General features: G+C 35.6%; 15 protein-coding genes. 14 read left to right on the top strand and 1 reads right to left on the bottom strand.

Features of this window, described 5'->3' with window-relative positions:
• The first annotated feature begins 765 nt into the window (after window positions 1-765).
• The 11 genes from I2483_RS12175 to I2483_RS12220 all read left to right on the top strand — a co-directional run bounded on the left by I2483_RS12175 (window position 766) and on the right by I2483_RS12220 (window position 8,883).
• Window positions 766-1,743 carry a helix-turn-helix domain-containing protein gene (locus tag I2483_RS12175; RefSeq protein WP_207150865.1) on the top strand — a complete coding sequence of 326 codons (978 nt, stop codon included), beginning with the start codon at window positions 766-768 and terminating at the stop codon, window positions 1,741-1,743.
• A gap of 48 nt (window positions 1,744-1,791) precedes the next feature.
• Window positions 1,792-2,028 (top strand): hypothetical protein, encoded by a 237-nt coding sequence (locus I2483_RS12180; RefSeq protein ID WP_207150864.1) that lies wholly within the window; start codon window positions 1,792-1,794, stop codon window positions 2,026-2,028.
• Window positions 2,029-2,071: 43 nt separating this feature from the next.
• A complete protein-coding gene (locus I2483_RS12185; RefSeq protein WP_207150863.1) occupies window positions 2,072-2,410 on the top strand; it encodes a hypothetical protein in 339 nt (112 codons plus the stop codon).
• A gap of 206 nt (window positions 2,411-2,616) precedes the next feature.
• Window positions 2,617-2,730 carry a putative holin-like toxin gene (locus I2483_RS19765; protein WP_481886343.1) on the top strand — a complete coding sequence of 38 codons (114 nt, stop codon included), beginning with the start codon at window positions 2,617-2,619 and terminating at the stop codon, window positions 2,728-2,730.
• Window positions 2,731-3,134: 404 nt separating this feature from the next.
• Window positions 3,135-4,367 carry a Fic family protein gene (locus I2483_RS12190; protein WP_207277450.1) on the top strand — a complete coding sequence of 411 codons (1,233 nt, stop codon included), beginning with the start codon at window positions 3,135-3,137 and terminating at the stop codon, window positions 4,365-4,367.
• Between the two features lie 1,106 nt (window positions 4,368-5,473).
• Window positions 5,474-6,229: a helix-turn-helix transcriptional regulator gene (locus tag I2483_RS12195; protein ID WP_207150861.1), complete on the top strand. Its 756-nt coding sequence runs from the start codon at window positions 5,474-5,476 to the stop codon at window positions 6,227-6,229.
• A gap of 62 nt (window positions 6,230-6,291) precedes the next feature.
• Window positions 6,292-6,540 (top strand): hypothetical protein, encoded by a 249-nt coding sequence (locus I2483_RS12200; RefSeq protein ID WP_207150860.1) that lies wholly within the window; start codon window positions 6,292-6,294, stop codon window positions 6,538-6,540.
• 572 nt (window positions 6,541-7,112) lie between these two features.
• Window positions 7,113-7,472 carry a UBA domain-containing protein gene (locus I2483_RS12205; protein ID WP_207150859.1) on the top strand — a complete coding sequence of 120 codons (360 nt, stop codon included), beginning with the start codon at window positions 7,113-7,115 and terminating at the stop codon, window positions 7,470-7,472.
• A gap of 217 nt (window positions 7,473-7,689) precedes the next feature.
• A complete protein-coding gene (locus tag I2483_RS12210) occupies window positions 7,690-8,016 on the top strand; it encodes a hypothetical protein (RefSeq protein WP_207150858.1) in 327 nt (108 codons plus the stop codon).
• 109 nt (window positions 8,017-8,125) lie between these two features.
• The gene (locus tag I2483_RS12215) at window positions 8,126-8,452 is read left to right on the top strand and encodes a hypothetical protein (protein ID WP_207150857.1); all 327 of its coding nucleotides are present in this window, start codon (window positions 8,126-8,128) and stop codon (window positions 8,450-8,452) included.
• A 194-nt stretch (window positions 8,453-8,646) separates the two neighbouring features.
• Window positions 8,647-8,883 (top strand): hypothetical protein, encoded by a 237-nt coding sequence (locus I2483_RS12220; protein WP_207150856.1) that lies wholly within the window; start codon window positions 8,647-8,649, stop codon window positions 8,881-8,883.
• Window positions 8,884-8,964: 81 nt separating this feature from the next.
• On the opposite strand, the gene I2483_RS12225 is transcribed toward I2483_RS12220, so the two are convergent.
• Complete coding sequence (locus I2483_RS12225; protein WP_207150855.1) at window positions 8,965-9,924, bottom strand: proline dehydrogenase family protein; 960 nt, start codon at window positions 9,922-9,924, stop codon at window positions 8,965-8,967.
• A 494-nt stretch (window positions 9,925-10,418) separates the two neighbouring features.
• On the opposite strand from I2483_RS12225, the gene I2483_RS12230 reads away from it, so the two are divergent.
• The 3 genes from I2483_RS12230 (at window position 10,419) to holA (ending at window position 12,824) form a co-directional block, all read left to right on the top strand.
• Window positions 10,419-10,835: a hypothetical protein gene (locus tag I2483_RS12230; RefSeq protein WP_207150854.1), complete on the top strand. Its 417-nt coding sequence runs from the start codon at window positions 10,419-10,421 to the stop codon at window positions 10,833-10,835.
• A 673-nt stretch (window positions 10,836-11,508) separates the two neighbouring features.
• Window positions 11,509-11,670, top strand: coding sequence for a hypothetical protein (locus tag I2483_RS12235; protein WP_207150853.1), 162 nt, complete (start codon window positions 11,509-11,511; stop codon window positions 11,668-11,670).
• A gap of 218 nt (window positions 11,671-11,888) precedes the next feature.
• Window positions 11,889-12,824 (top strand): DNA polymerase III subunit delta, encoded by a 936-nt coding sequence (gene holA, locus I2483_RS12240; RefSeq protein ID WP_207150852.1) that lies wholly within the window; start codon window positions 11,889-11,891, stop codon window positions 12,822-12,824.
• The last annotated feature ends 290 nt before the right edge of the window (window positions 12,825-13,114 follow it).

Raw genomic sequence — 13,114 nt, forward strand, 5'->3', positions numbered from 1 at the left:
ACTTAGAACAAAAATCTGGGTCCGTAACTAGGTAACAAAATGGTTCTGAAAGCGTATCATCGACTTTTGCATCAAGTTAAGGGGGGGGAAATGAATCATTGTGAATTCTACCTTTTTAAAAAAGAAATTGCTAATAATATCAAATAGTGTAGTATGTAATGATTCTATTATTCAACCTTTTGATTTAGTCTTATTAAGCGAGGCAGTAAAGAGAACAGTTCCAGTACTACGGCGCAGTATAAAGATTATACTGAAAGACTTGCATTAACTCCTGCAGAGGATTTAGAGCCTGGTGTTGACCCTACTTTATCTCCTAGAGCTCTCTCAAGTGAAATTAGAACAAGAGATCAGGGGTCTAGAGTAATGTACCATTCGTTAAATATGCGAACTTTTGGTATTGCCATACCTTTTACCGTCACATGCAATATTCGAATGGTAATACAATATAACTATCCTGCAACTAATGCCTCACAGTTTCAATATGCACGATATCCAGATGTTAAAATGGATATTATTATGGAGGCTATAAATGGAACTACTTTACTAACACAAGACCCTAAGGATCCTAATAGCTTCTCTAAAGTAGAGGTACGATGCTTTTTCACTTTCCCCAAGGGAGGCCTTACTTGGATACATATGAGAAGGCTCAGGAAAAGGCGAAGTAGAAGGGCATAGGGATTTGGTCTATCGAGAACTACGCGACTGATAGATGGTTCAAGGAATAACAAAACGGCTTCAAATAGAACTATAGAAGGAGTGTTTTTATTGAATGCCTGGTACACAAGACAAGAAGTAGCTGACATACTTGCAGTTTCGAAACCCACAGTTTATCACTACGCAAAACAAAAGAAAATCATTAAAATTGCGGACCCGCATCGGTTGACTCGTGAAGCTAGGTATCAGAAGGAGGAAGTAGACGCCCTTGCAGAAGAACGGAGTCGGAACAAACCTACGGGATTACGTCCTTCTGAGCTTGCTAAACGATTAGGCGTATCCGTAACAAGGATCTACACCATCATCAGAGATAACTACCTCCCAGTCGATGAAATACTGCTAGGCGACGAAGGCAAAGGGTACTCGATTTCAGAAGAGATGGCCGTTCGAATTCAAGAAGAAGTTGTACGGACGATGCCCGTTCGTGGTACAAGGGTAGAATTTTACGATTCAAAGCATGACATTTCCCTTTATCAACGCTTTCTTGCTCCTAACGGACAGGATATGCGGGTGTTGCGGAATGACAATCTAGAATGGGGATTCTTCCTACAATCCCGCACCTGGATTCCTTATAGGGAAGCGATTAATAAATTCAAGTATGAGGCGGCGTATCCAATCCATCAATCGAATAGACGTGCAGCGGCATACACAGATTTTGTACTGCCGAAAGATTTGGTTGAGTCTTTTGACTTCCTCGATTTTGTCTATCAAGTGTGGGGGATCGAAAACATCCGTTTGCGAGAGCGTGAAACAGATATTGCACTATCTATTAAAAGCGGATTGACGGTATTACCTATACCAGTCCCAGAAACGATTACAGAATGCCTTATCACGTCGTTCCTTGCACTTGGTAATGTAGAACTAATGGACGGGGAATGTAACCTTATAAGTGGTTACAGGCGTAATACAGTTGACCTCCCAAATACTATATGGGAGACATTGCACGACATATCTAAACAACAGGACAAAACAATAAGCGAATATATTGAAGATGTCTTACGTGAAAATTTTGAACGAGAACAAAACTAGAGAACCTATGCTACTCAAACATCAACTTAAATAAACGAGGTTTTGAAAATGGGAAAAGTGAAACTATATATTGTATGTTTACTAGCCGTTTCAATAACTGGCTTAACAATAATAAATTTAGTTCCATTAATTTTGAATGAAGGGTCTACGGGTAACAGTTTTGTTCAATTTTTTAAATCACTATCAAAAGGACAAGCATTTGTCGGTGCAGCGTCTACAGGTACTTTAACGGTAGTAATACTTTTCGGTATGTATAAATTAAATCAATTCCAAGTCAAAAAATAATGTTAATTAAGAATCTAACCAACAATCGAGAGGCGGCAAAGAAATGGATCATAAATTACAAATAACAAGAGGTAACATTGAATCAGGAGAAAATAAAATTGAAATAGCCATCACTTCAACCGAAAAAGGTCATAATGAAATCCTTTTCAAAGCGATTGAATCATTGATTGAAAGTATTGACTTAGATGTTGAAGGTGGGGAAACAGAAATTGCGCGTATTTTATTTTCGGTCGCTGACCATATTGGATTCAATGGTTGGTACAGCCATTCACCCAACGTGACTATCCAATATGACGAAGACTCAGATGAGGGATTTGTAACCAACCAGGAGAAGATAGGCATACTAAGAGACTATCTAAAGAACTTTGAACAAAGATTATAAAGCATAAGCCGTGAACTATTTCTGAAAAGACGTTTAAATAGTTTCCATCAGTTTTATATTATGTATATTGATGGGCCGTAAGTTCGGTACATTTCAGATGTACGAATAAGCAACATTCAGAATGGTCTAGTCTAGAAACCTTAAACTATAATTGAAGAATTTGATCCGGTCATGGTATATTACCTGACGGAAGAGGGTGCTGCGAAGTGACTATAACTGAGGCGCTGGTGATCATGATTAGTTTTTCTACTTTTACCGTAGCAGTGATTGCTCTGGCCTATCAAATGTCACAAAAAAATATTCCACCCTTTAGTTTTTGACGGCTCGGGTGGATTATTTCATCACGTGACGCTGATCTCCTAATGGGAACCTATCTATTTTGTTAATATCGTTCAAAAATTCAAGAGTCTAGAGAAAATATATATTGAATTGATTGTCGTATCACTTGTTACGTTTGTTATAGATTTTTATTTAATGATATCCTTCATTAACATTAGGTGGACTGTCAATTGCAGGTTTTCTTTCGATGTAAAAGAAGTAATACACTTTAGTATTAGTTTCGATGAACCCTTCCATAAGTAAATGAGGTGCTAAGTCGTTCTAAATTATTAATTTACTTTGGAGGAAATTTTTATAGAAATTTAGAATATTTTAATTGAAAAAAGGTTACAATGACTCTATAATTTAAAAAACATCTAATTTTTAAAAATAGAGAGGTGATTTTATGAGTTATGAGAAGTTAACTAAACTTTATTACAAATTGGGTGCTGTTTCTTATAATAATGAGGTGACTAAAAGGAAAAATAGTTACGGTAGCTATTCAACATCATTAATGATTCGTGGTTTCCGAAAAGGGCATCTTACAAACGATTCATTTGAATTATTCTATGTAAATACCCATGATTTAATGGACTTAAATAGCGAAGTTTTATTAAACAGTTCTAAAATATCCACACTCATTAGTAAACTTCCTGTTTTTGTAGTAGAACCTTATTTCAATAAGTTAATTATTAATGAGGCACAAAGTAATAATGAAATTGAGGGAATTCGTAGTACAAAAAAAGAACTAAAAGAAGCACTTAGTGAATTAGGACAGTCGGAACCTAAAAATAAGCGCTTTGTAGGTCTGATGAAAATGTATCGTTATATAGAACAAATCAAATCATTTGAAAATGTTCAAGGTTTTAGAACTTTATACGACAGCTTAGTAGCAGATGAAATTAAAACAGAAGATATTCCAGATGGAGAACTGTTTAGAAAAGGATATGTTGAAGTAAATGATGGTAATGTTACCACTCATATTGGTGTAAGTACTGAAGAAAGAATTATTGAAGCGTTGGGAGCATTATTAAATTACTTACAAAATGAGTCTCATCCTGCATTGTATCGTTATATGGTAGGTCATTATTATTATGAATATATTCATCCTTTCTATGATGGTAATGGTCGAACAGGTCGTTTAATTGTCGGGAGTTATTTATCAAGGTACTTAGAAAAATATTCAGCTATAACTTTTTCTTATGCAGTGAATAAAGATAAATCGAAATATTACAAGGCATTAGAGGAAATACCATCACCTTTGAATCAAGGAGAGATGACTTTCTATTTAATTAATATGCTAGAATTGCTTTCGACTGGACAAAAAGGAATTATTGAAGATCTTGAGCTAAATTTAATGAAGCATGAGCGTATTAATGAGTATATTAATAAAGATATATGGGAAAACCTTAAAGAAGAAAGTGAATTATTATATTTTATGATTAGTATTAATGTATTTGTACATGAACAAGAAATTTTTTCTGTGCAAAAATTGATGGAATTGTCAAATAGAACTAGACATATTGTTAATAGAGTGATGGCTTATTTAGAGCAAGAGGGCTATGTTGAGATGGTAAGTAAAAAACCAAAAGCATATAAAATTTGCGATGATTGTTTAGAAAGTATATTACCTTCTTAATCCTCTCTTAAGATATCAAGAAGAACCGTATCATAAGTAAATGAAGTTTTTTAGCTTGAACTGCAGAAATGTAGTTCGAGCTTTTTTATGCTTAACAATCAGTGCTTCACATCAATGGATATTGCTAGCGTTATAAAAACCTGCTGTGCATGGCTAATTAGGAGGTAAGCTTTATGGATGCTCAACCTAAGGAATTAATAATCATTGAAGTAAACGAGCAAAGTTGTCAATTAAAAGTGGATTAATCAAATTACCTGTCTCTGTTCCCGAAACGATTACAGAGCGCCTTATAACGTCATTCCTTGTATTAGGTGAGTCTCGTAACCAGGGGACGGCGTATGGAACCTGATCAGTGGATACAGACGCACTTCAGCTGACTTGCCAAGTAACTTGTGGAGTCAATACAGCACATATCCAAACAAAAATATATGTCTATGAGCGAATACATTAGAAAAAATGATACCAATATACCGGGGAAGGATCTATCTATTGTGATAAATGATGAAACCGGTATCTGGAGTTGGTTAATGAATAATTATGCACTAAATAGCCTTGGGTTACACGTACCACAAATTAAAGAGGAGTGTCTAATATGTTAAATGTTTCTCAAAAATCAAGTATTGAAATACTAAATAAAAAAATTTTAAATTTTTTTTAATAGCCGAGATGTAGGAAACTAATCAAGCTCAAATGGTAAATATAGCAGACCTCGTTAGACTATATTGTAAAGAGTCATATGCCACTACCTTGATATTCCGTACCGTTCAATGATATTCCACTGAAGAGATGGATTCACGCATCCTCGTCTTGATCTTGACTATCCTTAAACCACTGTACTTCCCCCTGGTCGCTCCATGTCAATTCTGAACCGAAAGGTTCTCCAACGCATACCGCCTATCTGCTTCGACGCCCCACCCCCACCCGAACGAATAAATAAATTCGAATCTATAAGATCACTTCGAGGGGATTAAGTAATTTCGAATAAAAAAACAGTCTTTAAGAATGGACAAGAAAGAAGGGCGAAAAGGAGATTCGGCAACGGACAAATGCATTGCAAGTATAGACTAACGAGGTGTATAGTAATTGGAAAAAGGGTGTGTTTTTTTATGATGGTACCGTCGTTTCAACAAACCGTTGGTTTTAGTGTTCAGGATACGCTGGCCCTCTTTTGGCTTCATTCAACTTCAGAACAGGAAACTTACCCACGAGAACTCTATGACAACTTTCTTGTTCAATTCCCTGGGCGACGTGTTGGCTACGAATATGTAGCCCGTATTGGTGCCCGACTCGAAAAAGAGGGTTCCCTCACTTCCTTTACTAAGTCACGCAAAAAATATTATCACATCACTGAGCTTGGCAAAAAGCGGCTGCAAGAATATCAAAAGACATATTTTCAGCGATTTTCGGAAATTACTGCAGTCATTGATCGTTTCTATTACCACCTCACTAAAAATGGGGTACAACCTTCAGGCGAGGTTGCCTTGCTTCATGATGATTTCCGGTCCTATCTTGCCAAACTATTATCCGTTAAGGATGTGGTCAGATACATGGCCCTTCATATCAGTCTGACACGGTCCTCTTTTTACATGGCGCAAGTTGAGGATCAACTTAATGCATTATTTGGATGGGCTCCTTCAAATGGGTACTTATATCAAGTTGCACGTGATATGGAAGAACAGAATTTATTAGTTGGATACTGGCCAGATGAGCGCCGTACCGTTCGATACTTACACAGTACCGAAGAGGGGGCGGCGTTCTATCGTGTCGTTAGTCAATCACTAACCGAACGTATCACGCATATTCGAAGCTATTTGCATTACATCCTGGCATTTCTAAATAAACCCGGCGGGTCCCAGACCTGAGATAATTTGCACCATATCTGGTTCTGTTTTATGGTAAAGATAACGAAAGGAGTTGGAGTCTTATGGAACCAACTATCACCGGAATTAACTCATTTGACGCTGCTGTTATGTTAGAAAAGGCGATCCTATTAAACGGCATGCTTGTTCACGGAACCCATGAACAGAAATCGTTTGCGAAAAAAGAATGGGCAACACTTGAACCACGAATTCGATTGCACATTAATGTCGATGCTACTGAAATGGCCAAAAGAGAGTTAGCACTGGAACACGAGTCGCTCGATTTGCAAACGATAGAATACTTTTGTATTTAAGTCGCTATAGACACCTTTCGGAAAGATATTCTCGAATAATTCACAGTACGAATTATTCAATAGTAAACAGGTTATAGGTAACAATGGATGGTGGAGTATTTATGATTCGAATAATAATAGTTTCTGTTTTATCTATAGGGGGATTAATAGCTATTTATAAAACTTTGAAAAGTGTCTATTTTAAACGTGAAAGGAATGAACAAGACGATACGAATGTCTATTTTGGGTCCTTATTAATAATTTCGGCATTTCTATTATTTAATGCCAAAATTATAATTGAATGGGTCTCACAATTATTCAGGGGTATATAATTCGTTGTTTTATTGACGAAGAACAAGAATATATAAGGAGTTGGATTCATTGCCTACTTCATATCAGCATTATGTATAGGCTGGAAGAAGTCAAAATTGAAGAGAAAACAACCATAAAGAAGGTGTAGTTTTGCTTATAATTAAAGATATACAATTTAAAAGCTTTAAGGTTGCATGCGATCATTTCAAGGTAGATGCTAGTTATTTATATGAAAAATCAAAAAAACTGGTATTTCGAAAGAAAGATTACTTGAAGAAAAAGTGGAACAAGGAATCAAGAAACATGCCGTTATTAATGAGGGGATTGAGTATCTAAACCTTTCGGAACTTTGCGTTAAATTTGAATTAGATCCTCAAAAGGTCCAATCCTTAATTGATAATCGCGGAATATCAAGGAAAGTAGCAATTAGTATTTCAGTTAAACACAATGGAAATGTGCCAAGAAATAGAATGGGTGAAGAAGTCGTGGTGAATGGAAGTACATTTCCTAGTAGGTCTTCTGCCTGTCGTGCAAATGATGTCATCCTTTCAACAGTAAGTCGTCTTGAAAAAAAAGGGTTTTCATTCGAAGAAGCAGTTCAAAAAGAGCGGCTGAGAAGAAAGGTAAAAGAAAAAAAGTAGTAGCTGCAAACTCTTCATTAAGGAAAAGTCAAATTGAGTAAAAAGATTAGACTCAATCAAGATATAGACAAGATGCAATAAGAAACAGAACTAGTTCACTGTACGTTCATAAGCTGCTGTTGTACAGAGCGTAGTAAAGAGTTAATTGATACCTGTAAATGCTAATACACTACAGAAACTGCTATAGGACCAAGACTATATAAGGACGGGGTTGGAAATGTTGAGATTTATTAGTAATAGTAGATGGTTTCAAACCTACAAATCATACAAGTTAAAGAATGAAGAGAATATTCGTGTCTTTATTTACACAAAAAAAAGTGTAGTGAAATTTAAGGAGGGTAGAGCGATCTTAGTTGAGTATGTCCTACCTACTGGTAAATTTTTCGTATTTGTAGATGGAAAACACTATAACAACCTCCTTACTTCTCATGGTAGTATTATCGGTGTTCTACAGGAGTTAAATGGAATTGATGGTCATTTATTCAGCCTAATTAAAGAGGATAGCAAATTTAGTTTTAACGGCAATTTAATTACAATTGAATGATGGAAAATACGCTCGAAAAGCAGATGTAACACACGAAAGAGGTTGCATGATTACTGTAAAAGTTAAAGTACATTACAAACATCTCGCGTAATAAGAAAGGAAGAACATAATGAAAGTGAAGTATGATACCACTAAGGTAATAAGAAGAATAGGATTTGTATTCGTCTCTATTTCACTGTTTATTTGGGTGAATACTCTAATTCCAGGAGGAAGAATACCCTTAATTACAGATTTGATATTTGGTTGTGGTTTACTTTTTTCTTTTTTTGGTCTGTTTGTAGCAGAATATCTTGATATATCTTCTAAAAAAATGAATAGAAATGCAGCCATCAAAATTATGAATGCCTCATTCATAATGCTCATACCTATTTTTATTTTAAATTTCAACGTACTTACTCCACTAATACAATGGTTAGTGAACGATTTAGTGGGGTGACAAATATTTCGTTTTCTTTTATTAAAAACACAAAAACATTCATATAATTGTGATTTACGAGATTGCTAAGCGGTTAGCTTAATACAAAGTACGACCATTATATTCCATAAGAAAGGATGTATAGTAAATGAATAAACGACAAAAAAAAGAAACAAAATAAGTATTTACCTATTATTGCAGATGAAGCCAATTTGTTGACGATGACGAATGAAGAAAGTGAAGCAGCATTCAAGGGATATAAGGATTTCCGAGAACGTTTTGCCTTTCGAAAAAAATATAAGGATCTAAAAGAGGGTAAACCATTGCGTTATTACTTTTCACCTGGTCAAAAATTAAATGATTATGTGAAGGAATTATCTTGTGTATCTCGCAGAGTTAGAAAATCGAATACTGTTACCGTCGCTACCCAAAGCATTAATGATTTTAGATAACGTTAATACGTATTTGACACAAACTGCGAAACAAAAAAGGCAGAGAAAAACATTCTGCCTTTAAAATATCCATACTCCTTTTTATTCATAAAGGGAGGTCTGTAAGCTTTTTGACTCAATCATATCAGACACAAACGTATACAGATTTGGTGGATGCTCTGCAATGCGATGTGCAAGATACAAGTACCATTCCGTTCCATATGTGACGTACACCTTTGTCTGTAGATTCTCATCTCTCAATGATTTAAGTAAATCTGGACGAACGCCATCTAGCATTTCTATTTCAGTATTCGGATTAGCAAGCAGCCCTTTTTCTTTGAGTACTGTTACTAATTTTTCATCATGTGTAGCTATCGACAGAGGATGACTGCTCACTACACAAGCCATAACAAAATCAACGTAACGCTTATCTAGTTCTACAGATCGTGGTATATATGTACCTTCCTTTTCTTGATAAGCCCCTTTTACTAAGCGGATTTTACCTTGGAATTTAAGTAATTCATGTAGGTCAGATTGAGAACGTAGTAAGTGTACTTGTAATGTTATGCCGAGATTAGCATACATCGGCGACAATGTTTTATATATGTTAAGAATCTGATCGGTCTTTTCTGATTCCTCCATGCTAATCATGAGCTGGATATCGTATTGTTGTGCTTGTTGTGCGATTTCTTCTAAGTGTTTAGTTGCAAGTTCATCTGAGATTGACATACCTAAATGTGATAGATCGAAAGAAACGGTTGATTTCATTTCTTTAGCGCCAATTTCGTTAATCAGTTCGAGAAATTCATTTTTTGCCAAGATACATTCATTTTCCGAGCGTGTGTTTTCACCGATGTACTCGATGGATACTTGATAACCCATTTTGGCAAGCGTGGAAATACGTGCCAGTCCATCCGTTCGTGTTTGGCCTGAGACAAATCGTGTTGCGGCTTTCATAAAGAGAGGATACAGTTCCTTGGAGTTTTTTATGTATGCCTTGATATCTTCGTTTCGTGCGATGGATTTTAATGCTTTTGAAAGTCGTTCTGCTTCCGTAGACATTTGTATCACGTCCTTTTCATTGAGAATATTCAAGACCTTTTTGAAGGTTCTGATTCCATTAGGAAGTATACCATTTTATTTTGGAGCAAGCTATGTGGTAACGCGCAGTACGATCATTATGTGTCGCAAAATGAAAGGGGTATATAAATGAAATACTGTGTAAGTGCAGCAAGGAGAGTGTGCGTGAAGAAATGTTTTAAGTGGCTTAAAGAAAAAGAAGATTCGATAATAGAATTTTTTTGTTGTATTTACGATAATTTTTGTTATCGGAATGATAAGTTCCATAATAATGATGTTTGGTAATTTCCTTAACACTTGGTATTCTTAGTACGAAGTATTAGAACAAGAACTTTTGAAAGCCAAATTATTTTTGGATGACTATGGGGTATCGGTATAGCTATATTTTTTTATACTCTAACAAAAGGTGCGTTTCAGTGGCTACGCTAAGGGTACAAATGGCGATATAATTAAATCTTTAGGAGAGTGTTTCTAAAATGAAATACGTTGGAATTAATGATTTTGTAATATATAAAAGAGAAAAAACTAAGGTAGTTGAGCTTGTTAGTGGAGCTGGTAATTATTCTGCTTTTCTAGAGAAAGAAAATGGAGAAATCATGAAAGTTAAAGTTCTAGATATTGTATGGAATGGCAGCACGTTTTTTGTGAGTCCTAACGGGGTGAAAAGAGCCGAGGTTGAAAAAGACACCCAGACTGTTCTGAAAGGCGTTAGAAGAGATTTAGCTGTTTGGGATAGGGAGAATCCTAAACCGAGGGGTATGGACAGAATAAATGCTCTTGATTCGATGATAACGGAGCACATAGGTGTATTGGTAAAGGAAATTAATAATGATGAAATACTTGGTCAGGTCGTTCGTGCCATCTTTAAAGAAATATATTTTGAGGAGTCGTGAGGGTTTGAAAGATTTTTATCCATACAAAGTCTACGCATAAAGTGACACAGAAAAGGATGAACATATTGGATAATTTTAATAAATATATCGGCTACAGGAAGGCTCAATACTATTCTATTTTATATAAAAATAAACATCATGAGAATAGACAAGATGAATGTTCGTCTGATATTCAGTTGATGGCTGAATTGACTTTATTATTAGCCATTATCGAACACTTCCATTGGTGCATCAAAAAGAAGTGCAGTATTACTACCAAAAGCAAATAAGGAAGTTGTAGGTTAATACGCATTTCGACCCTAAGGCGTACCCACAAAACTAATAATTTAAAGAAGGTAAAGCTATTGTCTCTTAAATGAGTGTAGTAATTGTGAAGAAATCTACTTTTGTCACGAATGCTTATCTAAACTCACCTAATAAAGAAGGAGTTGATTCCAGTAATAAAGGAATCCGAATTTGAAATGAATTCTTGCGATATTCAATTATTTTCTGTACAATATAACCAATTCAACTTATTCTTTATTAAATTCCACCCACGCGGGAGGAAGACAGTTCATTTAACATGCAGTTTATGTGTAAGCACTTTTTTGAGTGAATGTAACAGGATTTTTCTGTTCATTCATTGAAAAAAGTGCTTTTTTTGCGCTGATATCAATGGAAGGAGGTAATATCGATGTTTTCATTCCTTATTAATAACTACGGTTGGTTCGTTTTCGTAATTGTTGCGTTCATCTTTTGGATAGTAGTCAAGTTCGTCCATAACGTTGTCCTAAAGGTTTTGGGAATCGTTTTCGCAGTCATGAGTATTTTGCGATTATGGGCATTCTTCACTTAAGAGGCAGTGAACGTCCTTTTAAATCTACGTGAGCACATATTAGGAGTCGTTGCAGTTCACCCTAAAGGCTGGTCGCCAGTTCTGAGTTCAGGATAAAAGGATTTCTCATATGCTATGCAAACACTCAAGTCATACTCTGACTTGTTCAACGTTCAAACACATAACCGAATAGCTGTACTATTTTCAGTGAAATGTTATGAAGAATTGGAGGAATATAAATGATACATCTATTGTACGGAGCAGAAGCTTTTCTACTCCACGAGAAGAGACAAGAACTTATTAAAAACGTTGATCCTTTTAGCATATCCAAACTTGATATGCGTGAAACGACGCTTCAAACAGCTATGGAAGATGCCCGGACACTTGATTTGTTCGGAGATGTTAAAACTTTGATTCTACAAGATTGCTATTTCCTTACTGGCGAAGTGCCTCGAAAAAAGATAGATCATGATTTGAATAGTTTGCTTCAGTATATAAGCAATCCTAACCCACAAACTATATTAATATTGATGGTTCAAAACGAAAAACTCGACAAACGGAAAAAAGTCGTCAAAGAGGTAATGAAGGTCGCCAAGGTTTTTGAAGCTAAACCAATGCACTACGTGCAAGGTTGGATTAAAGAACGCTTCAAAGAAGAAGGTAAGACAGTCTCAAATCAAGCAGCTGACTTAATGACCCAACAGCTCGGAACCGACCTCTTTTTGCTAAATAGCGAAATTCAAAAGGTGTCGATGCGCTATACAGATGATATAAAAATTGAGGAAGACATGTTAATAGGGATTCTCTCTCGAACTTTAGAAAGCGATGTATTTAAACTAATTGTTCGCATCGTTAGAAAAGAACCTTCCACTCTAAAGATTTTAGAAGATTTGTATCGACTCGGAGAAGATCCTATCAAAATCCTCCTGTTGATTGCGCGTCAATTCCGGATTATTCATCAAGTGAAGGCTGTCCAAGAAATTGGTCAGAATCCCTCAAGTGTTATTAAGATGCATCCATATGCACTTCGTATAGCTGAAGAACAAGCTGAAAGTTATTCACTAACTGAAATCCAGGAACGATTACAAACGATTGCTGACTTAGACGTTGCCATGAAGCGTGGTTCTGTTGATAAATTCATAGCTTTAGATACAATGATTCTTAAATGGCTATAAAACTTTTTTAAGGAGATTTGCTGCCAGCAGATATTTGTTCGTAGCACCACCTATAATATGGAGAAAATTAAAAACCGATATTGTTTTAAATAAGAAATAGAATTAGGGGCGGTACATTCCGCTTCTTTTTTTCGTAAATTTCTACTAGTGTGATATGATAATTACATATTTAACTTACACTATTTTTAATTTCACCCACGCGGGAGAGAAGAATTTATGAAAGCACTTTATTTTCAGTGTTCATTTGTCTTTTTACTGACGAATTAACATTATAGATAGAGTGCTTTTTT

This window comes from Sporosarcina sp. E16_3, assembly GCF_017347125.1.
GTDB lineage: Bacteria > Bacillota > Bacilli > Bacillales_A > Planococcaceae > Sporosarcina.

Bases quoted from the DNA above. Each gene is read 5' to 3' on its own strand.
- I2483_RS12180 (WP_207150864.1), top strand. From the start codon at position 1,792: ATGGGAAAAGTGAAACTATATATTGTATGTTTACTAGCCGTTTCAATA.
- I2483_RS12185 (WP_207150863.1), top strand. From the start codon at position 2,072: ATGGATCATAAATTACAAATAACAAGAGGTAACATTGAATCAGGAGAA.
- I2483_RS12190 (WP_207277450.1), top strand. From the start codon at position 3,135: ATGAGTTATGAGAAGTTAACTAAACTTTATTACAAATTGGGTGCTGTT.
- I2483_RS12195 (WP_207150861.1), top strand. From the start codon at position 5,474: ATGATGGTACCGTCGTTTCAACAAACCGTTGGTTTTAGTGTTCAGGAT.
- I2483_RS12200 (WP_207150860.1), top strand. From the start codon at position 6,292: ATGGAACCAACTATCACCGGAATTAACTCATTTGACGCTGCTGTTATG.
- I2483_RS12210 (WP_207150858.1), top strand. From the start codon at position 7,690: ATGTTGAGATTTATTAGTAATAGTAGATGGTTTCAAACCTACAAATCA.
- I2483_RS12215 (WP_207150857.1), top strand. From the start codon at position 8,126: ATGAAAGTGAAGTATGATACCACTAAGGTAATAAGAAGAATAGGATTT.
- I2483_RS12225 (WP_207150855.1), bottom strand. From the start codon at position 9,924: ATGTCTACGGAAGCAGAACGACTTTCAAAAGCATTAAAATCCATCGCA.
- I2483_RS12230 (WP_207150854.1), top strand. From the start codon at position 10,419: ATGAAATACGTTGGAATTAATGATTTTGTAATATATAAAAGAGAAAAA.
- I2483_RS12235 (WP_207150853.1), top strand. From the start codon at position 11,509: ATGTTTTCATTCCTTATTAATAACTACGGTTGGTTCGTTTTCGTAATT.
- holA (WP_207150852.1), top strand. From the start codon at position 11,889: ATGATACATCTATTGTACGGAGCAGAAGCTTTTCTACTCCACGAGAAG.